Origin of the sequence: Hymenobacter sp. AT01-02, assembly GCF_000961955.2 — a bacterium.
Taxonomy (GTDB): domain Bacteria; phylum Bacteroidota; class Bacteroidia; order Cytophagales; family Hymenobacteraceae; genus Hymenobacter; species Hymenobacter mucosus.
This window is the reverse complement of the sequence record NZ_JZIR02000090.1, coordinates 1-20,238: the sequence shown is the minus strand read 5'-3', so window position 1 is coordinate 20,238 and position 20,238 is coordinate 1. Positions and strand designations below refer to the sequence as shown.

At 55.9% G+C, this 20,238-nt stretch carries 18 protein-coding genes and 2 pseudogenes; 7 read left to right on the top strand and 13 right to left on the bottom strand.

Translation table 11 applies throughout. The features are described from left to right. Positions 1–164: 164 nt before the first annotated feature. From VI25_RS19620 to VI25_RS27230, 10 genes and pseudogenes are all read right to left on the bottom strand, one after another. A complete protein-coding gene (locus VI25_RS19620) occupies positions 165–887 on the bottom strand; it encodes a DUF1080 domain-containing protein (RefSeq protein WP_236705145.1) in 723 nt (240 codons plus the stop codon). Positions 888–1,020: 133 nt separating this feature from the next. Then, positions 1,021–1,908, bottom strand: a complete 888-nt coding sequence (locus tag VI25_RS19615; RefSeq protein WP_045690075.1) for a hydroxypyruvate isomerase family protein — start codon at positions 1,906–1,908, stop codon at positions 1,021–1,023. Between the two features lie 8 nt (positions 1,909–1,916). Beyond that, positions 1,917–3,173, bottom strand: coding sequence for a nucleoside permease (locus VI25_RS19610; RefSeq protein WP_045690074.1), 1,257 nt, complete (start codon positions 3,171–3,173; stop codon positions 1,917–1,919). Between the two features lie 134 nt (positions 3,174–3,307). Continuing rightward, on the bottom strand, positions 3,308–3,778 hold the full coding sequence (locus VI25_RS19605; protein WP_072144866.1) for a c-type cytochrome: 471 nt from the start codon (positions 3,776–3,778) through the stop codon (positions 3,308–3,310). Between the two features lie 16 nt (positions 3,779–3,794). Beyond that, positions 3,795–4,847 (bottom strand): sugar phosphate isomerase/epimerase family protein, encoded by a 1,053-nt coding sequence (locus VI25_RS19600; RefSeq protein WP_045690073.1) that lies wholly within the window; start codon positions 4,845–4,847, stop codon positions 3,795–3,797. Between the two features lie 6 nt (positions 4,848–4,853). Further along, positions 4,854–6,005, bottom strand: coding sequence for a Gfo/Idh/MocA family protein (locus tag VI25_RS19595; protein ID WP_201783341.1), 1,152 nt, complete (start codon positions 6,003–6,005; stop codon positions 4,854–4,856). 197 nt (positions 6,006–6,202) lie between these two features. Next, a complete protein-coding gene (locus VI25_RS19590) occupies positions 6,203–6,820 on the bottom strand; it encodes a gluconate 2-dehydrogenase subunit 3 family protein (RefSeq protein WP_045690071.1) in 618 nt (205 codons plus the stop codon). A gap of 11 nt (positions 6,821–6,831) precedes the next feature. Beyond that, positions 6,832–8,507, bottom strand: a pseudogene (locus tag VI25_RS19585) (GMC oxidoreductase). 104 nt (positions 8,508–8,611) lie between these two features. Further along, entirely contained in the window at positions 8,612–9,226 is a 615-nt protein-coding gene (locus tag VI25_RS19580; protein ID WP_236705144.1) for a sugar phosphate isomerase/epimerase family protein, read from the bottom strand. Then, positions 9,226–9,495: a hypothetical protein gene (locus VI25_RS27230; protein ID WP_236705143.1), complete on the bottom strand. Its 270-nt coding sequence runs from the start codon at positions 9,493–9,495 to the stop codon at positions 9,226–9,228. Before VI25_RS27230 ends, VI25_RS19580 begins: the two co-directional genes overlap by 1 nt. Before the next feature lie 587 nt (positions 9,496–10,082). On the opposite strand from VI25_RS27230, the gene VI25_RS19575 reads away from it, so the two are divergent. The 5 genes from VI25_RS19575 to VI25_RS19555 are packed head-to-tail and all read left to right on the top strand — an operon-like array spanning position 10,083 to position 14,709. Then, positions 10,083–10,649 carry a biliverdin-producing heme oxygenase gene (locus tag VI25_RS19575; protein WP_045690070.1) on the top strand — a complete coding sequence of 189 codons (567 nt, stop codon included), beginning with the start codon at positions 10,083–10,085 and terminating at the stop codon, positions 10,647–10,649. A gap of 46 nt (positions 10,650–10,695) precedes the next feature. Next, the gene (locus tag VI25_RS24295; protein WP_316934382.1) at positions 10,696–11,814 is read left to right on the top strand and encodes a GAF domain-containing protein; all 1,119 of its coding nucleotides are present in this window, start codon (positions 10,696–10,698) and stop codon (positions 11,812–11,814) included. Further along, positions 11,721–12,944: a sensor histidine kinase gene (locus VI25_RS24290; RefSeq protein ID WP_082455713.1), complete on the top strand. Its 1,224-nt coding sequence runs from the start codon at positions 11,721–11,723 to the stop codon at positions 12,942–12,944. The genes VI25_RS24295 and VI25_RS24290 overlap by 94 nt, the downstream gene beginning before the upstream one ends. Before the next feature lie 11 nt (positions 12,945–12,955). After that, positions 12,956–13,411 carry a response regulator gene (locus VI25_RS19560; RefSeq protein WP_045690069.1) on the top strand — a complete coding sequence of 152 codons (456 nt, stop codon included), beginning with the start codon at positions 12,956–12,958 and terminating at the stop codon, positions 13,409–13,411. Then, the gene (locus VI25_RS19555) at positions 13,411–14,709 is read left to right on the top strand and encodes a hybrid sensor histidine kinase/response regulator (RefSeq protein WP_052695510.1); all 1,299 of its coding nucleotides are present in this window, start codon (positions 13,411–13,413) and stop codon (positions 14,707–14,709) included. The genes VI25_RS19560 and VI25_RS19555 overlap by 1 nt, the downstream gene beginning before the upstream one ends. Here the strand turns inward: VI25_RS19555 and VI25_RS19550 are convergent. Next, entirely contained in the window at positions 14,699–15,727 is a 1,029-nt protein-coding gene (locus VI25_RS19550; RefSeq protein ID WP_045690068.1) for a LacI family DNA-binding transcriptional regulator, read from the bottom strand. The two genes, VI25_RS19555 and VI25_RS19550, sit on opposite strands and share 11 nt — an antisense overlap. A gap of 368 nt (positions 15,728–16,095) precedes the next feature. On the opposite strand from VI25_RS19550, the gene VI25_RS19545 reads away from it, so the two are divergent. After that, a complete protein-coding gene (locus tag VI25_RS19545) occupies positions 16,096–16,917 on the top strand; it encodes an SDR family oxidoreductase (protein WP_055562761.1) in 822 nt (273 codons plus the stop codon). A 79-nt stretch (positions 16,918–16,996) separates the two neighbouring features. Further along, positions 16,997–18,172: a mannonate dehydratase gene (uxuA, locus tag VI25_RS19540; RefSeq protein WP_045688700.1), complete on the top strand. Its 1,176-nt coding sequence runs from the start codon at positions 16,997–16,999 to the stop codon at positions 18,170–18,172. Between the two features lie 65 nt (positions 18,173–18,237). Here the strand turns inward: uxuA and VI25_RS19535 are convergent, their stop codons facing one another. Further along, on the bottom strand, positions 18,238–19,152 hold the full coding sequence (locus VI25_RS19535; protein ID WP_045688701.1) for a helix-turn-helix domain-containing protein: 915 nt from the start codon (positions 19,150–19,152) through the stop codon (positions 18,238–18,240). A 157-nt stretch (positions 19,153–19,309) separates the two neighbouring features. Then, a pseudogene (locus VI25_RS19530) lies at positions 19,310–20,208 on the bottom strand (aldo/keto reductase). Positions 20,209–20,238 lie beyond the last annotated feature (30 nt).

The following is a 20,238-nucleotide window of genomic DNA, read 5'->3' as shown; positions in this document are numbered from 1 at the left end:
CATTGCAACGTCAACATAGTACTAGTGGTGACTACAAGCGTGCCACTTCCCATCAGCGGCCCCAGCTTTTTACTTGCTCTACCTACCACCTCACCAAGCATACAGCAGCCAGCAACGTCTTGCGCGACAAGTAGTGCCCAAGAGCATTATTGACAGCAACCTACTTATAACTCCCGCACCCAGATGTTGCGGAAGCTAAGGGGCTCACTTTTGTCACCGTGGGCTTGTAGCTTGATGGGGGCCGGGCCGTGTTTTTGATAAGTAGGCTTTCCGATGTAGCGTGTAGCACCAGTTAGCACCGTGTTGTCTTGCACCACTACGCCGTTGAACATCACCGTAACGCGGGCCGGAGTACGCACAGTACCATCAGCCTGGAAGGTGGGAGCCGTCCATAGAACGTCATACGACTGCCACTCCCCTGGCTTGCGAGCGGGATTTACCAACGGAGCCGTCTGCTTGTAAATGCTGCCAGCCATGCCGTTCACGTAGGTTTTGTTGCGGTAAGCATCCAATATCTGCAACTCATAGCCTGCATCGCCCTTGCCAAGGGAGGCCAGGAAGATGCCGCTGTTGCCGCGGGCTTGCCCCGTTTCGGCAATGGTAGCCGGTACTCGCCACTCCAGATGGAGCTGGTAATTGGTGAAGCTGCGCTTGGTTTCGATGTTGCCGGTAGTCTTATCTACCGTCAGAACGCCGCTCGCTACCTTCCACTTGGCCGGAGCCGTTCGATCATCGGCCGACACCCACTGCGCCAAGTCTTTGCCATTGAACAGTACGATGGCATCGGAAGGAGGTGGCGTAGTTAGCGCGGTGCCCATTACTTCCCGCGGCACGGGTTCCCACACTTCGGTGGCTTCGGGCTTATCCGATTCTTGCGCAGTGGCCATATAAGGTACAGAACTAGCTACAAGCAACGACAGAACTACGCAACGGGTTAGCATAAGAAGAAGACAGGAGGTGCTGAGAATGAACAAATGAACGACTAGTACGGGTAATGAGGTAGGCTAGGCCCCTACCCGATTACACGTCGCAGAGCTGCACAGCTTGGCGCAATGAGGCGAGGCCGTCGGCTTGACGCGGAATGAATTCCTGAGCCACAAAGCCTTTAAAGCCGGTTTTCCGGATGGCTTGCATGATGGCTGGGTAATTCAGTTCCTGGGTGTCATCCAACTCGTGACGGCCGGGTACCCCAGCGGTGTGATAGTGCGCAATGTAGGGGTGGTACTCGGTGAGGGTGTGAATCACATCACCCTCGTTGACTTGCATGTGGTAGATGTCATAAAGCAGCTTGAAGTTCTCAGAGCCGAGCTTTTTCGCCAGTTCCACGCCCCACCACGTCCGGTCGCATTGGTAGTCCTTATGGTCGATTTTGCTATTGAGCAGCTCCATCACCAGCACTACTTTGTGTTTTTCAGCTAGTGACATTAAGGGTTTCAAGCCCGCTACGCAGTTTTTCCACCCGGTTTCATCCGACATGCCCTGGCGGCTGCCGCTAAAGCAAATTAGATTGGTGTAGCCCGCCTGGGCCACTTTCGGAATCATCTCGGCGTACTGCTTTTGCAGTTGTGCATGAAATTTGGGGTCGTTGAAGCCGTCGGTCAGGTTGATTTCCGCGCCGTTGCACATGGGCGAGTCTAGGCCGTGCTTTTTGAGCGTGGGCCAGTCGGCGGGTCCTACTAAATCAATGCCCTTAATGCCCATGCCTTTGGCGGCAATGCACAGTTCTTCCACCGACATTTTTCCGAAGCACCAGCGGCACACCGACTGTTTGATGTTGTTTTTCAACGGCATAGCGTGAGTTGCTTGGGTTTCATCCGAAGCGCAGGCTGCCGATACGCCCAGCGTAGTAGCTGCCACGGCCCCGGTAACCATCCCCTTTAAGGCCGACCGACGATTCCAATTTGTCATGCAGAAAGTTAAACAGCTTGTGATAAAGGAGTTGCCGGGTCCTGAATGGCTGCGGCAGGCGTAGTTTGCGGCTCTTTCTGCTCGCGGAAAAATGCCAGAAAGGCCAGCAACACCGCCACCGCAATACCAGCCGGAATCAGCCAGATCATGCGCCAATCATGAGTAGTCGGCGTGGTCTGGTAGGCGTCGAAGATGCGGCCTGACAGCAGGGTGCCAATCAGCATGCCCACCCCGTAGGTAGCCAGCGTGATGAACCCCTGGGCCGAGCTTTTGAACCGTTCCCCAGCTAAGTTGTCGGTGTAAATCTGGCCCGTCACGAAGAAGAAGTCGTAGCAGACACCGTGCAGTACAATGCCCGCAATCAGCATCCAGTAGTTACTTTCTCCGTTGCCGTAGGCGAAGAATACGTAGCGCAATACCCAGGCTGCCATGCCAATAGCCAGCATCTTTTTCACGCCTAGCCGGCTGAAGAACAACGGAATAGCCAGCATAAACAGCAGTTCCGATACCTGCCCCAGACTCTGTACACCGGCCGCCGACTTCATGCCTACTTCGTTGAGGAAGGGGTTGGTAAAACCGTAGTAGAAGGCTAGCGGAATACAGATGGCAATAGAAGCCAGGAAGAAAATCAGGTAGGAGCGGTTACGCAGCAAGCCAATGGCATCAAGGCCTAGCAAGTCACCAATTGAGGTTTGGGCGCCTTGCTTGACGGGCGGCGTGGCGGGCAGCGTGAAGCTGAACACCCCCAGTAGTGCCGAAGCCCCGGCCGCCATCAGAAAGGTAGCTTGTAGGCTGTTGGTTTGCTCCCAATTCAGCCAGCCAATAGTGAGGCCCGCCACAATCCAGCCCAGCGTACCCAACACCCGAATAGGCGCAAATTCCTTCTGTGGATTCTGCATCTGCCGAAAGCTAATGGAGTTTACCAGCGCCAGTGTGGGCATATACAGCACCATGTAGGTGAGGATATTGGGGTAGAAGCTGCCGAAGTCAGGAGCTGCGGAAGCACGCCAGAGTAGCAGCGCCCCCGCCAGGTGGAGCACCCCCAGAATCTTCTGAGCCGAGAAAAACCGGTCGGCAATCAGCCCGATAATGAACGGCGCTACAATGGCCCCAATGGACTGCGTCAGGAAGGCTACGCCGACTTGGGTGCCCGAGGCACCCAGGTTGCGCAGTAGGTACGTGCCCAGCGTCACGAACCACGCGCCCCAGATGAAAAACTCCAGGAACATCATGATGGACAGCTTGATACGAATAGAAGCAGTCATACGGCAGGTGGGGTTGGGAAGTATAGAGAGTTATTAAGCAGACAGCTAAGTAGCCGTTTTGACGTGGGTCCTTCCCCGGCTTCCTACGCCGCTTGATGCGCAGAATGGAAGGGGTAAGACAGCCAATTAAAGGCTTACTTCAGTGCGAGGATGTAGCGAACCATCTCCTGGGTATCCTTTTCGGAGAGGGCGGGGTGGGGCGTCATTGGAATTTCACCCCAGTTGCCTTTGCCGCCGGTGATAATTTTCTTGGCCAGCATGTTCACGTTGGCCGCTGTATTGGGGTACTTCTTGGCAACATCCTGGTAAGCAGGGCCAATCAGCTTCTCGTTTTCACGGTGGCAACTGGCGCAGTCAGAAGCGGCAATCAGCTTAGCGCCGGCTTCCGACGGAGTACCCACGGGCGTAGTACCGATTTTGGTGGCATTGGTATCCACTTGCGGCTGGCGGGCCACGGCACTGATATTGGAATTCGTGACGCTGTCTTGGGGGGGCACGGTTTCTTCGGCCAGACTGTATTCTTCTTTAGTCTTTTTACTATCGGAGTCAGAGCCGCAGGAGAAAAGCATAGGCCCGCACAGCAGAAGTAGGAACGCCTTTTTCATAAAGGAGGAATTGTAATTAGAGACCGAGGATCTTCTGATTGAGAGACTTGTCGATGCCAGAAGCGGCAAAATCGTCGAAGGCCTTGTCAGTGACGTTGATGATGTGGTTCTGAATAAATGGCGCGCCTTCACGGGCGCCGTCTTCGGGGTGTTTGAGGGCGCATTCCCACTCTAGCACGGCCCAGCCGGGGTAGCCGTACTGCGCCATCTTACTAAAAATGGCCTTGAAATCAACTTGTCCGTCCCCGAGGGAACGGAAGCGGCCGGCGCGGTTTACCCAGTCCTGGTAGCCGCCGTACACGCCCTGCCGCCCAGTAGGGTTAAACTCGGCATCCTTGACGTGAAACGCACGAATCCGCTCGTGGTAGATGTCGATGTACGCCAGGTAGTCCAGGCATTGCAGCACAAAGTGCGAGGGGTCGTAGAGCAGGCAGGCGCGCGGGTGGTCGTTTACTTCGGTCAGGAACCGCTCGTAGCTGATGCCGTCGTGTAGGTCTTCGCCAGCGTGAATTTCGTAGCACACGTCCACCCCGCACGCATCAAACTCATCCAGAATAGGCCGCCAGCGCCGGCCTAGCTCTGCAAAAGCATCATCAACCAACCCGGCTGGGCGTTGGGGCCACGGATACACCATTGGCCACAGCAACGCCCCGCTGAACGTGGCATGGGCCGTGAGGCCCAGCCTCCGCGACGCTTTGGCGGCGTAAATAAGCTGCTGCACGGCCCACTGCTGACGGGCCGGAGCGTTGCCGCGCACGGCTTCCGGCGCAAATCCATCAAACAGTTGGTCGTACACCGGATTCACGGCCACCAATTGGCCCTGCAAATGGGTGGAAAGCTCGGTGATTTCCAGGCCGGCCGCCTGCACTTTGCCTTTCAGCTCGTCGGCATAGGTCTGGCTTTCAGCAGCTAGTTTGAGGTCGATGAAGCGGCTGTCGGTGGTAGGCAGCTGCACACCTTTGTAGCCTAGGTTGTTGGCCCAGCCACAGATGTCTTCCAAAGTATTGAAGGGGGCTTGGTCGCCGATGAACTGCGCCAGAAAAATACCCGGTCCTTTAATGGTTTTCATACGCCGTTACAGGGTGAATTTAGTCCACTTTTTCTCAGACTGGCCCGAGGCAATAACGGTTTCAATAAAGGCCATGCCCCGCAGTCCTTCCTCAATGCCAGGGTAATCCTGGGCTTCGGGCGGGGCTGGTGAGCCGCCCTGCTCTGCCAACAACGTCAGTGCGAAGTTGCGGTAGAGGTTGGCGAAGGCCTCCAAGTAGCCCTCGGGGTGGCCCGGCGGAATGCGGCTATTGTGTAGCGCAGTGGCACTAAGGTAAGATGCGCCCGTGCGGCGTACTTCGGTAGGCCGGTCTAGCCACTTCACCAGCAGCGTGTTGGCGTCGGCCTGCTGCCAGTCGAGGCCTCCTTTCTCGCCATAGATACGTAGACGCAGGTTGTTTTCTTCGCCGGCCGCTACTTGGGTAGCTACTAGTACCCCGCTGGCTTCGTCGCTGAGCTTGAGTAGTACAGCCCCGTCGTCGTCGAGGCGGCGGTTGGGCACTACGGTGTTGATGTCGGCGCACAACTCTGTGACGCGCAAGCCGCTTACGTATTCGAGTAGGTTGAAGGCATGCGTACCAATGTCGCCCATAGCGCCGGCTATACCGCTCCGAGCGGGGTCGGTGCGCCAGGCGGCCTGTTTATTTTCGCCGCTTTCCTCGGGCGTGCTCAACCAGCCTTGTGGGTATTCCACGTACACTTTCCGCACCCTACCCAATGCTCCGGTTGCCAACAAGTGGCGGGCCTCCTTTAGCATGGGGTAGCCGGTATAAGTGTGGGTGAGACACAGCTTTTGGCCGCTGGCTTTCAACACGGCGGCCAGTTCCTGGGCTTCGGCCAATGAGAAGGTTATCGGCTTGTCCAGTACAACAGCAAAGCCGTGTTCCAACGCTAATTTGGCGGGTGCGAAGTGCAAGTGATTAGGCGTCACAATGCTGATAACCTGTACCCGCTCATTAGCCGGCCGCTGGGCTTCCCGCTCCACCAATTCTTGATAGGAAGCATACACCCGGTCGGGAGCTAGGCCGAGGTGCTGGCCGGTTGCTCGGGAGGTATCAGGGTTGCTGCTGAACGCGCCGGCTACCAGTTCATACAGGCCATCAAGGGAAGCGGCCATGCGGTGCACGGCCCCGATGAAGGAGCCGTGCCCACCGCCAATCATGCCCAATCGTAATTTCATGCGGTACGTGTTGTGGGTTGGTCGTTCCAGACAGGGGACTACCCCCTAGCTTCCTCTAGGAAGAGGAAATCGAACGACTATCTAGTTGAGTAGACGCGGTACTTGTCGTTGATGGTATACAGGCTTGTGTGAACTGTATACGATACGCTCAGGGCTCCCCTCCTTTGGAAGTGAGGCCCCATACTAGTCTGATTACCTCAAGTGGTAGCCCAGGCCCGGTCGCCTTTTTTATACGGTACGTTGCCGTCGTATTTGCCGGGCACGGGGGTGTAGCGCAGGGCTTGGGTGGCGCCTGGCTCGGAGGTAAAGAAGCCAAGCAGGGTCAACTCCTTGAACATGCGGAAGTAGTGGTTAGGCTGCTCCAGCGTTTTGGTTTTGCTGTATTGCTTTTGCTCGGCGTCGAGAGCGGTGAGCAACTTAGTCCGCTGGGCGGCATCAAGGGACAGGAAGTCTTTGCCGCCCAGCTTTTTGGCTGCCTCATCGAGCTTGGTCAGGCCGTCCACGAAGATCTTCTGATCCTTGGGCAGGTAACAGTCGCGCACCATCACGGCCATAAAGCTACCCACGTTGGCGGCCTTGGCACCAGGCGTTTTGGTGGCGGGCAGAATCGTTTCGCCTACTTCATTGAGGAAGCTGATTTGCTTGGCGTCGAGCACCTCGGCCAGCTTAGGCGGGGCCTTGTCGGCCGACTTTGTTTTGGTTGTTTCTTTCTTGTTATCGGTGTCGGCGGTGCAGCCACTCAGCAGATAGTCGCCGCCAATGAGGGCACCGCCCATGATGAGGGCCACCCGGGCCATTGCGTCTCTTCTGTTCATGGTCGGTGGAATTAGACGTTCTGTTTTTTTAGCTCGCTCACAGCATGATCCACGGCGCGGGCCGTAAGGGCCATGTAGGTGAGCGAAGGGTTCTGGCAGGCGGCCGAAGTCATGGCGGCGCCGTCGGTGACGTATACGTTGGGCGCATCCCACACCTGGTTATACTTGTTGAGCACCGAGGTTTTGGGGTCGCGACCCATGCGAGCAGTGCCCATTTCGTGAATACCGCCGCCTAGCGCGTAGCCGTTGTTGTAGGTCTTTACATTTTTCAGACCGGCCTTTTCCAGCATCTCCTGCGCGTCTTGCATCATATCGATGCGCATTTTCTGCTCGTTGTCGCGGATGGTTGCGTCCATTACCAGAACAGGCAAGCCCCACTTATCCTTTTCGGTTTTTGAGAGGTAAGTACGGTTGTCGTGGTAAGGTAGGGTTTCGCCGAAGCCAGTGATACCCATGGTCCATTGGCCAGGCTCGGTCAGAGCGTCTTTGAAATCGCCACCGATGCTCATCTCGGCAATGTCTCGGCTCCAGCCTTCGCGGCCAGCACTGCCCTGGTAGCCGAAGCCCCGGATGTAGTCGCGCTTGTCGCCGAACAGGTTGCGGTAGCGCGGAACATAGATGCCGTTGGCACGGCGGCCATACACGTATTTGTCTTCGTAACCAGGCATTTCGCCGTGCGCACCGGCCCGGAAGTGGTGGTCCATCAGGTTGTGGCCCAGTTCGCCGCTGCTGCTGCCCAGGCCGTCGGGCCACACATCGGTAGCCGAGTTCATCAGCACCCACGCCGAGTTAAGGGCCGAGGCATTCAGGAAAATGACTTTGGCGAAGTACTCGTAGGTTTGGTTGGTTTCCGCGTCTAGCACTTCCACGCCCTTAGCACGCTTGGTGTCCTTGTCGTAAATGATTTTGGTGACGATAGAAAACGGCCGTAGCGTGAGGTTGCCGGTTGCTACTGCCGCCGGCAGGGCTGCCGACTGCGTGCTATAATAGGCCCCAAATGGGCACCCCAGCCAGCACTTATTGCGATACTGGCAATTCACGCGGTTGTTGTGGGGCTGGGTGATGTTGGCCGTCCGCCCGATAATCATGCGGCGGTGCTCGTAGTTTTTCTTGATGCGCGCAGCCACGTCCTTTTCCACCACGTTCATTTCCATGGGGGGCATAAAGTCGCCGTCGGGAAGTTGGGGCAGATTTTCGCGCGAGCCGCTGATGCCGACAAACTTCTCTACGCGGCTATACCACGGAGCTAAGTCCTCGTAGCGAATCGGCCAGTCCACGGCAATACCATCCTTGGCGTTGGCCGTGAAGTCGTAGTCGCTGAGTCGGTACGACTGTCGGCCCCACATCAGGGAGCGGCCGCCCACGTGGTAGCCCCGGAACCAGTCGAAGGCTTATCCTCTTTGTAAGGGCTTTCCTTTTCGTTAACCCAGTATTCTAAATTGCTTTCGTTTAGGGTATAGTCGCGGCCGAGTACCGGGTAGTCTTTGATCATCTGCTGCGTTTTGCCGCCCCGATGCGGAAATTCCCACGGGTTCTTATTGGCATTCACGTAGCCTTTGATGTGCTCTATATTGCGGCCGCGCTCCAGCATAATGGTTTTCAGGCCTTTCTCGGTCAGCTCTTTCGCCGCCATGCCGCCCGAAATGCCGGAGCCAATGACAATGGCGTCATACGTGTTCTTTTCCATGAAATTCGGTGGGATGGTTGTCAGTTCTAGTTCTTAGTTTTTGGTTTGCAGTTTTCAACACAAGACCTCTCTTAAGCGGCCAAAAACCAGAAACCAAAAGCGGGTTATACCAACGTCCGCTTAATGTGGGTGATGCTCTTCTGAATACTGTCGAAAGGAGAGCCAGGAGTTTGGTCCTGCTCCACAAAGAAGTACTTCAGGCCAGCTTTGCTAGACTGGGCAAAGATGCGCTTGAAGTCAATGACGCCGCTACCCACCTCCGTGAAATTGTGCTTTGGCGTGTTGTCCATATCCTTCACGTGCCATAGCGGGAAGCGCCCTGGGTGCTTCTGAAACAGCGTGACGGGGTCATGACCAGCTTTCGTTGCCCAGTAAAGATCGAGTTCCATCTTCACCAGAGCTTGGTCGGTAGAACTCAGCAGGAGGTCGTAGGGCAGCTGCCCGTTCTGAGCAGCAAACTCAAAGTCATGGTTGTGGTAGCAGAGTTGAATGCCAGCTTTCTTGCTTCGCTCTCCAGCTTTATTTAGCTGATCAGCTATATACTTATAATGGTCGAGGCCACCGCGCTCCGCTTCCGAGAGGTAAGCGCATACCATGTACTTCACGCCGGCCTGGGCGGCATCGTCTACGGCCTTATCCCAGCCGTGGAGCATAGTTCCCTGAACGGGGCTCCCCTTGTCTTGCTCTTCTCCCAGCCGGTAGTGGCTGCTAGGCATCATCAGGCCAATTTGCCGGAGCAGCCGGGCAAAAGCCGCAGGTCCATTCCGTAAAACTTTTGGCTGCCAGTATAAGTAGCACCTTCTACGGTGGTGTACCCTAGTTTCGCCACTTTGGCTAAAGTACCGGCCGGATCCTTTTGCATGGCGTCACGCACGGTGTACAGCTGCAACCCAATATTTGTCTTCGGCGCCGCAAGTAATGAGGGCGATAGAAATGCGCCGGCCGAGAAAACAGAGGCCGACTTCAGAAACGAACGTCTGGAAGTCATCAGTGGGGTGGAAATTCTCAGGTAGAGTTCACCTGAGGGTGGAAAAGAAGAAGCGGACGCTAGTAGTAGGTGGCTGCACGAACAGCCATAAAGTAGCAGGATGGCAAAACCAGAACAGTAGCCCGGCCCAATTTATCTGTTCTCTTTTCGAGAATGCAAGTTCAACAAGCTCTTGTTTACCTGACAATTAACGAAAATCATCTTTATTATACACTTAGTACACACGTAATATCTCTATTTGCTAAGCTTTCTTGGCTGTTGAGACTGTACTAGTGGCTGAAGTTGATCGGATAAAAAACACGTTAGAAAATCAGGCCGCTTCACTGCATTTCTTTCTAAGAAGTGTCCAATCACTCCTATCCTTGTTTTGCTTGCACTGCTAACTATCCAGCAATACCAGTAGCTCGTTAGTAGGATGACTGAGGAAGCCAGGTAGAAAGCTCAACCATACAGCAAACATCTAGGAGGAATATCTATGTAGGTACATACTGTTGAGGCTGTATGTATGAATATCTACAAGTAGATTTGCGCGGTATTTGCGGTGCAGTACGCACCCTAGTTTGCCCGCTCCCGTCCCTCCTAGTTGCATGACTACACCCCCAGCTACATCCGGTATTCTAACCCGATTGCGCACAGAAACTCGTCCCTACCACGAAGCGCTGGAAGAGAACAGCTTCAACCAAGAGCTAACGGCCGGGCGCCCCTCACGCGAAGCCACGGAACATTTCCTAACCAAGATGTATGGATTTGTGGAGCCTTATGAGCAGCGGCTACGGCAGCATTCTTTTGGCCCCGCCTGGAACATAGACCAGCGCTACCGGGCCCATCTTATCCTACAAGATTTACCAGTTGAGATGCCTACCCCACCCTTGTGCCCCTCCATGCCTCCCCTGAATACATGGCCCCAACTATTAGGAGCTATGTATGTGCTAGAAGGATCTACGCTAGGCGGCCAGGTAATCACGCGGCAGCTAGCCAAAGCAGGCATACCAACGCGCGCTTATTTCAGCGGCTACGGCGACCAAACTGGTCCTCTATGGAAATCTTTTTGCCAATTGTTGGTTCAGGAGGCAACCGAAGAAAATCAAGACGAGATTGTGGAATCAGCTAGCCGCACATTTCAACACTTACACGCCTGGATTAATCACGCATGAGCTATACCGATGACAGCCTGCTCGGCAAGGATATTAACCTAACGAACTGCGACCGGGAGCTATCCATATTCCCGGAGCCGTACAGCCCTATGGTTTTTTACTGTGCCTGAACCCCGCTACCCTTACTGTAGTACAAGCCAGCGAGAATACGCAAGCACTCATCGGCATTCCGGCGTCGGACCTTCTGGGCACTACCCTCGACCGACTATTGAGCCCGGAGCGGGTGGCGGAAATTACTCAGTTGCAGGGTACGCTCACGGAAGCTACCAAACTGGTAGGCGCCCGTCTTGACCAGGTGGAAGGGCAGCCTTTTTACAAGATCATTCTGCACCGTTACGATGGATTACTATGGTTAGAGTTTGAGCCCGTAGCCGAATCTGGTGGCCCCACGCTAGACCTGCCTGCTCTCAACGAAGCCTTGGGACACATGCTGGCGGCTACGCAAGTGCTGGAGTTTTGCCAGTACGCGGTAGAGCAGGTGCGCGGCATTACGGGTTTCGACCGGGTGGCTATCTACCGGTTTGGGGAAGACGAAAGCGGGGAGATTATTGCCGAGGCCAAGCACGAGGACTTAGATCCGTGGTTGGGGTTGCACTACCCTGCCTCCGACATTCCGAAGCAAGCCCGGGCCATGTACCTTAAAAACTGGCTGCGCTTTATTCCCGACGCCCGCTACACGCCCTCTCCCCTCGTGCCTGTGAATAACCCCGGCACCAACCGCCCGCCCGATATGACTTACTCGGTGCTGCGGAGCGTGTCGCCCATTCACTTGCTTTACCTGCACAACCTGGGTTCGGCCGCTACCATGACCATCTCACTGATCCGGAATGGTCAGCTCTGGGGCATGATTACCTGCCACCATCGCACGCCCAAGTTGGTAAGCTACGAGCTACGCGACCTGTGCCAGTTCATCGGAAAAACCTTTTCGGCCCTCATTCAAAGCAAGGAACAGCTCGATCAGCGGGAGTACCAGCTCCGTATTCGTCAGAACCAGAGTGGGCTGTTTGAGCACGTTTCGACTAACCCCAACTTTGTGGAGGCTTATACCGCCACAAGCCCAACCTCCTTGACGTGTTGGACTGCGGCGGAGCAGCAATTTGCTTTGATGGCAATATCATCACACTTGGCCACACGCCTACTGAGCCACAAATCAAGAAGTTACTAGAATGGCTACAGGAGCACGCCCCGGAGGATATTTTCTATACGAATTCCTACGCCCAGCTGAATCCAGAAGGCCTATCCATACGCCCCACGGCCAGTGGCATCATGGCCATTTCCTTGGCGGAGGCACCCGGCAACTACATTATCTGGTTCCGACCCGAGTTGGTGCAGACAGTAACTTGGGCGGGGAAAAATGACAAAGTAGAAACCCAGGCCGACGGTCAGATCTTCCTGTCGCCCCGCCAGTCGTTTGAGGCTTGGAAGCAGCTTGTCGAAAGTACTTCCGCCCCGTGGCGCCCTTTGGAAATAGAAGCCGCCACGGAAATCCGCCTTCACATTTCGGATGTACGCCTCAAGATTTTCAACGAGTTGCAAGCCCGAGCCGCCAGCCTTAGCCGCCTCAATGCCGAGCTAGAGCGCAGCAACGACGAATTGGATTCTTTTGCGTACGTGGCTTCTCACGATCTAAAAGAACCACTGCGGGGCATCCACAACTACTCCTTGTTTTTGCTGGAAGACTACGCCGAGCAGCTTGATTCGGATGGCGTCAGCAAACTCCAAACCTTGGTGCGCCTGAGCCAGCGCATGGAGGGGTTAATCGAGTCGCTGCTTCAGCTCTCCCGCGTGGGCCGCCTCGATCTGGAGCTTGCGCCTACCGATATGAACCAGCTTCTAAGCGAAGTACTGGACCTGCTGCTACCCCGGATTGAGCAAACCCAAACTACCATTTCCGTGGCGGGCACTTTGCCTACTATTTACTGCGACCCAGTACGTATGCAAGAGGTCCTTAACAACTTACTGACCAACGCCATGCGCTACAACGACAACGCCGACAAGCGCGTGGAAATTGGCGTAGCTGCGCCCGGTGAGGTGAAGCTAAAAAACGGTGGCAACCCCGACAGTTTTGACGTATTTTACGTACGAGATAATGGAATCGGTATCGACCCCAAGCACCACGAGACAATCTTCAAGATTTTCAAGCGGCTGCACTCCCAAGAAAAGTATGGGGGCGGCACCGGGGCTGGGCTGGCCATTGTCAAAAAAATGGTCGAGAAGCATGGTGGTGCCCTGTGGGTAGAGTCAACCCGCGGGGCAGGAGCCACCTTTTATTTTTCCGTTCCCAAACATCCCTAAGAACCTACCCCGTGTCTACTTCATCGTTAAAACCCATCCTGGTAGTGGAAGACAGTGCCGAGGATTTCACGGCGCTGGGGCGGGCCTTTCGCAAGCACGCACTACGCAATCCCGTATTACGCTGCGAGGACGGCGACCAGGCCCTCGAATACCTGCTAGGCTACGGCACTGCCAGCGGCTGGCCCCAAACCCTGCCGGCAATTGTGCTACTTGACCTTAACCTACCCGGCACCGATGGCCGTATGGTGTTAGAGGCACTAAAGCGCGACCCACGTCTGCAAACTATTCCCGTGATTATTTTTAGTACTTCTTCAAATGCGCGCGATATTGAGGACTGCTACCAGTTAGGGGCGAATAGCTACCTAACGAAGCCCATTGAGTACGCTGCTCTCGAAGAAAAAATCCGTCTGGCCATGCACTACTGGCTGGAAGCGTCAGAACTACCATCTGAGAAGAAGATTGCCTAGTGAAAAAGATTTTACTCGTTGATGACAACGAGCAAGACCGTATGCTATACCGCCGGTACCTAGGTAAGTCCTGGCATTCTGAGCGCATAGAAATTTTTGAGGCTTCATCTGGGGAAGAAGGCTTAGCCCAGTTTCAAGCCCTACAACCCGATTGTATTCTGCTAGACTACAACTTGCAGGATACCGACGGCTTGGCACTGCTGGAGGAGCTGACGGCTCTTGCTCCGCCGGAGAGCTTGTGCGTGGTAATGATTACGGGCGGCGGCAACGAGCAATTGGCCGTAAAGGCACTCAACAGCGGAGCCCTCGACTACCTCGTAAAGCAGCAATTCGACCCGGAGTTGCTGTACAAAACTGTGGTACACGCCATCGAGAAAAATGAGTGGCGCCAGTACGTAGCCCGCTACCACGAGGAACTGAAAAATGTAAACCGGCAGCTACGAGATTCCGTGGAAGAACTCACGGAGGCCCGCCAGCAGATTCGGCACCAGAATGAGCTGTTGTTGAAGGCCAACCAGGAAATTGGTGCCCGCAATGAGCTGTTGGCTGGCACTAACCAACAGCTGGCGCGTACCAATGCCGATTTGGATAATTTCGTGTACGCGGCTTCCCACGACCTACGCCAGCCGGTGCACAACTTACGGGGGCTGTTCGACGAGCTGCACCGCTCAGCCACAGTGCTCGACCCCGAGGAAGAACAGATCTGGCGCTTGCTTGATGATTCTTTACGGGCTCTTACTACTACCATCACGGACCTAGCGGCGGTGGTGCAGGAAGCTCGTAACCCCGGCGAGCAAGCCACCGAACCAGTCCTTTTGGATGATTTGACGACTCACGTGCTTCAAACGCTACACCCCCAGGTAGTAGCTGCCGAAGCCACTGTGGAAACCGACTACGCGGCCCTGCCAGAGGTAGAATACGTGCCCAGTAACCTGCGCACCATTTTGCTCAACCTGCTAGCCAACGCCCTCAAGTACCGCCACCCAGACCGCCCCGTGCAGGTGCAGGTGCGTACCCGCCTGCTCAACGACCAGGCCGTACTTGAAGTGCAAGACAACGGTTTGGGCATGAACATGGAACGCCACGGACAGGAGCTATTTCAGTTGTTCCGCCGGTTTCACCCCGAAGCTGGTGACGGTACTGGGGTAGGCTTGTTCCTGGTCAACCGCTTGGTGCGCGGGCAAGGCGGCCATATTGAGGTAGACAGCCGGGAAGGCGAAGGCACTACGTTTCGCATATTCTTAGGGGCCAAGGCCTACCACATCCAGCCTTCCCAGCCTACTCCTGCTACGGTTTAAGGCGCGCCGCTTCTGTAGAACGGCGCACTACCAGTTCAGATTCTAGTTCCAAGCTTTGTGCAGGCAGCACGGGCTTGTTTTTGGTAATGGCTTTGAACAGAATTTTTGCGGCCTCCCGACCCATTTCGTAGGCCGGTTGCGTGATGGTAGTAAGACCTGGTTCCAAGAGAGCAGCCGCTGCCATGTTCGAAAACCCTACCACCTTGACATCCTCGGGAATGCGGCGTCCTACCTCGTGGCAAGCTTCATAGGCACTCAGGGCCAAACTTTCCACGGAGGCAAAAATTCCGTCAACCTCTGGGTGCTCCTCCAGCAGCTGGCGGATAAGAGCCACGTTTTCCGCTTTGTCGCGCTGGCCCTGTACTACTAGGTGGGGGCTGTATTCAAGACCAGCTTCCTGCATTGCGTGCTGATAGCCTTGCATGCGCTTCTGCCCGATTGATAAATTATTGGACACTAGCAAGTAAGCAATATGACGGCAGCCGGCCTGTAGAAGATGCTGAGTGGCTTTGTACCCACCCCTATGGTCATCGGTGGTGACGGTGGCGGCGGCCGAACCCGCCCGCACCCGATCGAAAAACACGGTAGGAATTCCCCGCTCAGCTAGCAAGTCAAGGTGGGTGAACTGATTGGTTTCGCTTGCCACTGATAGAAGAATACCGTCGGCCCTACCGCCAGCCAAGTGCTGCACAATGTCCACCTCACGGCTATGGTCATCGTGCGTAAGGTACACGAGGACATGGTAGTTATTGAGGCGGGCAATTTCCTCAATCCCATCAATAGCCAGGGAGAAGAAGTTATTTGCAACCTCGGGCAGAATCACCCCAATGGTTTTGCTTTTCTGCCGCCGCAGGCTGCTGGCGAAGGGATGCGGCTCGTAATTAAGCTCCCGAGCCAGCGCCAGCACGCGCCCCTTCGTTTCAGCCGACACCTCATGACTATCATTGAGCGCCCGTGATACGGTAGCCGACGACAGGTTCAGGGCTTGGGCTAGCTGCTTTAAACTGATCGGTTTCATGCTCCTAAACGACGGATTGCTTAGCGCTGGACAAGAGGGCCGCAGCACGTGCTCGGCAGCACAAAGGTGAGGCTTACTGCCTAAAGCGGCAAAATCCGTGCTTAGCCCGCCGCCCGCGCCGCAGATTTCCACTTGAGCGCGAGTTACTTCAGTCGTTTTAGAGCAGCTCTTTGAGGGTGATGCAGCAAGGTTTTCCGGAATCGTTTACAGAAATAAACCTGGGCCGGCACCACAGCATCCCGCAGTAGTGGCAGTACTTTCCGGCCTTCTTTGTGCCGTGGTGGTGTGGCCACCGCTTCGGCTTTCCTACCCTCACCTATGGAAGCTGCAAGTAGTTGCGCCCATAGCTTTCGTTACCTGCCCTTTTTATGCCTGCCCTTGATCAATTTTCTCTCCACGGCAAAGTCATTGTTATTACTGGGGCCACTGGCGTGCTGGGCGAGGCCCTGTCCTTGGCCGTAGCAGAGGCGGGGGCCAAAGTAGCTATTCTGGGGCGCGATGCTACCCGGGCGGCGGAGCGGGTAGCCACTATTCAGGCGGCGGGCGGAGAAGCCATAGCCGTACTAGCCGACGTGCTTGACCAAGTACAAATGCAGGCCGCCTGCGAGAAAATTCTTGCTGCTTGGGGTACCGTTGACGGCCTCGTAAACGGTGCCGGTGGCAATATGCCCGGCGCTACTGTAGGTCCAGATCAGGATCTATTTGACGTAAACCTGGAGGAAACGCGCCGGGCCGTAGACCTCAACTTGTTTGGCACCGTGGTTCCCACCACAGTTTTTGGGCGCGTTATGGCAGCCCAAGGCAAAGGCTCCATTGTAAACATCTCCAGCCTAACGGCCCAACGCCCCCTCACGCGGGTACTGGGCTACACCATGGCCAAGAAGGCCGTGGAAGCCTATACGCAATGGATGGCAGTGGAGCTAGGGCTGCGCTACGGCGGCGGCCTACGGGTGAATGCCATTGCTCCGGGAGTGTTCCTTACGGAGCAAAACCGCGCCCTCCTCGTGCACCCCGACGGTAGCCATACCGAACGGGCTCGTAAGTTTATTGCGCATACCCCCTATCAGCGCTTTGGGGAGCCCGAGGAGCTGACGGGCACGCTCATCTACCTCCTCAGCGACGCTTCCCGCTTTGTAAGCGGCGAAACTGTGCTGGTTGATGGTGGCTTCAATGCATACAGCGGAGTATAGCTTAGCCGACGGCGCAATGAAAGCTGTTGCGCTACTGCCCTCCTCTCTTTAGTTATCTGATTTCCCATTCCCATCCAACATGCCCCTACTTCAAAGCTGGCGCTGGTACGGCCCCAACGACCCCGTTAGTCTCTCCGATATTCGCCAGGCTGGTGCTACCGATGTAGTGACGGCTCTGCACCATATCCCAAACGGGCAGGTGTGGTCAGTAGAAGAAATTCAAAAGCGCCAAGCGGAAGTGGCAGCCGCGGGCCTGACCTGGAGCGTGGTAGAGAGCGTACCCGTGCACGAACAGATCAAGACCCGCACCGGCGACTTTGCGCACTACATCGCTAACTACCAGCAAAGTCTGCGCAACTTAGCCGCCTGCGGCATCCACATCGTCACCTACAACTTTATGCCGGTGCTGGACTGGACGCGGACCGATTTGGCGTACGAGGTAGAAGACGGCTCCAAAGCGTTGCGGTTCGAGAAAGCTGCCTTCGTAGCTTTTGATGCCCTGCTGCTCAAGCGCCAGGGCGCTACGCAGGAGTACAGCCCTCAGGAGCTGGCGGAGGCGGAGGCCCGCTTGGTGAGCATGAGCGACGCCGAGCAAATGCAGCTGCAACGCAACATTATTGCTGGCCTGCCCGGCAGTGAGGAAAGCTTCACGTTGCAGCAGTTTCAGCAGGCCCTGGACGCCTATGAAGGCATTGACGCTGCCACGTTGCGCCAGCACCTGATTCTTTTTTTGCAAGCCATTGTGCCCGTAGCGGAGGAAGTTGATGTGAACCTAGCCATTCACCCCGACGACCCACCCTACCCCATCTTGGGTTTGCCGCGGGTAGTAAGCACGGCCGACGACGTGGCGGCCCTAGCCGCGGCGGTGCCCTCGCTACGCAACGGCTTGTGCTTTTGCACTGGCTCTTTTGGCGTGCGCGCCGACAACGACCTGCCTGGTATGGTCCGACAGTTTGCTGAGCGTATTCACTTTATCCACCTGCGAAGCACCCAGCGTGATGAGGCCGGCAACTTCTACGAAGCTAACCACCTAGAGGGCGACGTGGACATGTACGCCGTGATGCGCGAACTGGTGCACGTGATGCAGCAACGCCACGTGCGCCTCCCCATGCGCCCCGACCACGGCCACCAAATGCTCGACGATCTGCACAAGCGCACCAACCCTGGCTACTCTGCTATTGGCCGCCTGCGGGGCTTGGCTGAGCTACGCGGCTTAGAGCTTGGTATAACGCGCAGTCTACCAGCCTCGGAATAGCGCTTCGTAAGCCATAAAGCCCCGGCAGCTACCCTTTTCCTGGGTAGGAGCCGGGGCTTTGTGGTCTACTGTACTGAGAACCGAAAGGCAGCGGGCGTCAGGCCGGTTTTGCTTTTAAACAACCGAGTGAAGTACTGCGGGTACTCGAAGCCGAGTTGATAGGCTGTCTCGTTGATGGTCAGCGACGTACCGAGTAGCAGCTGCTTGGCTTTGTTGATTAGCGCATTATGAATGTGCTGCTGAGTATTCTGACCCGTAATGCTGCGCAGCATGTCGCTCAGGTAAGCGGGCGACACGTGCAGCGTATTGGCGAAGTGCTGCACGGTGGGCAACGGATGTTCCGCGTCTTGGGCGAAGTACGCAATAAGCAACGCTTCAAAGCGGGTTAGCAAATCGTGCTCGGCCGTACGGCGGGTAAGGAACTGCCGGTGATAGAAGCGGTTGGCGTAGCTCAGCAGCACATCCAGTTGGGACACCAATACATCTTGGCTGAAGGCATCAATGGGCTGCTCATACTCAGCCCGAATGCCGTGCAACATACTTGCCAGCAGGCTTTCTTCCTTGGCCGACAAGTGCAAGGCTTCGTTGGCCTGGTAGGAAAAGAAGCCGTAGGTGGCTATTTTCTTGGCTAGCGGGTACTTCAGCAGCAGGTCGGGGTGAAACACAATCATCCAGCCGTTTATTTCGGAGGCATCCAGTGTGTCGTCCACGGCAAAAACTTGGTCGGGCCCCAAGAAGAACAGCACCCCTTCGCTAAAATCATACGACTGGCGCCCATAGTACAGCTTCCCTTTCAGCCCTCGTTTCAGGGCAATGGTATAGAGATGCTGTACGACGGGAGTTGTCACGCGTGGTAGGCAGCGGGCCTCTTCCAGGTCAATAACCGTGAGCAACGGATGCGCCGGCGCCGGCAGCCCATAGAAGCGGGTGTAGTCCGTTACGGTAGATAGCACGCGAAAATCCTGGGCAGCTTGTTTCATATGAGGCTAGTTCGGCAGCGTATGCTAGTGATTAAGTTGTTTTCAATTTAACTAACTAGGGCGTTTCGTGCCGCCCGGGTTGCTACCCAGCTTCGGCCGGAAGCTCCCCCAACGAGGACGTAGCAGCAACCCGAGTGGCACCTAGCACAGCAGCACCTTAGAACATTGCTGGGTAAGCAGCTCCTGCTGAGCTGCCAACCGGCATAATGGCTTCTAGTTCAGCTAGCTCCTGAGGGCTAAGCGTGATACTTGCGGCTGCCACGTTGGCTTCCAAATACTTACGGCGCTTGGTACCAGGAATGGCAACTACGTTTTGAGCCAGTACCCAGGCAATGGCGAGCTGGGCGGCTGTCACGTCCTTCGCCTGAGCGAGGGTCTGTAACTTTTCTACTAGCTCTAAATTCTTGTAGAAGTTTTCGCCCTGGTAGCGAGGAAAGAAGCGCCGCGAGTCGTTGGCCTCGAAGTCGTCGGGCGATTTGATGTCGCCCGACAAGAAGCCCCGCCCCAGCGGCGAATAAGCTACGAAGCCAATGCCTAGTTCGCGCGCTGCTTGCAAGGAACCTGTTTCCTCCACGCCCCGGTCGAAGAGGGAGTACTCCGTTTGCAAGGCCGTGATGGGGTGCACCTGATGGGCGCGGCGTAGCTCCTCCGGCGTCGTCTCCGACACGCCAGGTAGCGCACTTTTCCTTCCTCCACGAAGCGGCTCATCTCGCCAATGGAATCTTCGATGGGCACGCGTGGGTCCACGCGGTGCAGGTAGTACAGGTCAACGTAGTCAGTGCCCAGATTCTTGAGCGACCGTTCGATGCACTTGCGGGCGTACTGGGGGTGGCCGTTTAGCTTACCGGTATACTGCTCGTTATCATCAACTTCAAAACCAAACTTGGTCGCCAGGATGATGTCCTGCCGGCGGCCAGCCAGAACCTTGCCCACTAGCCGCTCGTTCAGCATGGGTCCGTACAAATCAGCCGTATCTAGCAGGTTAACGCCCAGTTCCAGAGCGCGGTGCAGTGTAGCTAAGCTTTCAGCCTCATCCGCTTCGCCATACACGCTCATGCCCGCTACGCCACTGGTCATGCCCATGCA

Coding starts and splice junctions, on each gene's coding strand:
- VI25_RS19575 (WP_045690070.1), top strand. CDS start 10,083: ATGACTACACCCCCAGCTACATCCGGTATTCTAACCCGATTGCGCACA.
- VI25_RS19545 (WP_055562761.1), top strand. CDS start 16,096: ATGCCTGCCCTTGATCAATTTTCTCTCCACGGCAAAGTCATTGTTATT.
- VI25_RS27230 (WP_236705143.1), bottom strand. CDS start 9,495: ATGACTTCCAGACGTTCGTTTCTGAAGTCGGCCTCTGTTTTCTCGGCC.
- VI25_RS19620 (WP_236705145.1), bottom strand. CDS start 887: ATGGCCACTGCGCAAGAATCGGATAAGCCCGAAGCCACCGAAGTGTGG.
- VI25_RS19535 (WP_045688701.1), bottom strand. CDS start 19,152: ATGAAACAAGCTGCCCAGGATTTTCGCGTGCTATCTACCGTAACGGAC.
- VI25_RS19605 (WP_072144866.1), bottom strand. CDS start 3,778: ATGAAAAAGGCGTTCCTACTTCTGCTGTGCGGGCCTATGCTTTTCTCC.
- VI25_RS19600 (WP_045690073.1), bottom strand. CDS start 4,847: ATGAAAACCATTAAAGGACCGGGTATTTTTCTGGCGCAGTTCATCGGC.
- VI25_RS19590 (WP_045690071.1), bottom strand. CDS start 6,820: ATGAACAGAAGAGACGCAATGGCCCGGGTGGCCCTCATCATGGGCGGT.
- VI25_RS19580 (WP_236705144.1), bottom strand. CDS start 9,226: ATGATGCCTAGCAGCCACTACCGGCTGGGAGAAGAGCAAGACAAGGGG.
- VI25_RS19550 (WP_045690068.1), bottom strand. CDS start 15,727: ATGAAACCGATCAGTTTAAAGCAGCTAGCCCAAGCCCTGAACCTGTCG.
- VI25_RS19595 (WP_201783341.1), bottom strand. CDS start 6,005: ATGAAATTACGATTGGGCATGATTGGCGGTGGGCACGGCTCCTTCATC.
- VI25_RS19610 (WP_045690074.1), bottom strand. CDS start 3,173: ATGACTGCTTCTATTCGTATCAAGCTGTCCATCATGATGTTCCTGGAG.
- VI25_RS19615 (WP_045690075.1), bottom strand. CDS start 1,908: ATGACAAATTGGAATCGTCGGTCGGCCTTAAAGGGGATGGTTACCGGG.
- uxuA (WP_045688700.1), top strand. CDS start 16,997: ATGCCCCTACTTCAAAGCTGGCGCTGGTACGGCCCCAACGACCCCGTT.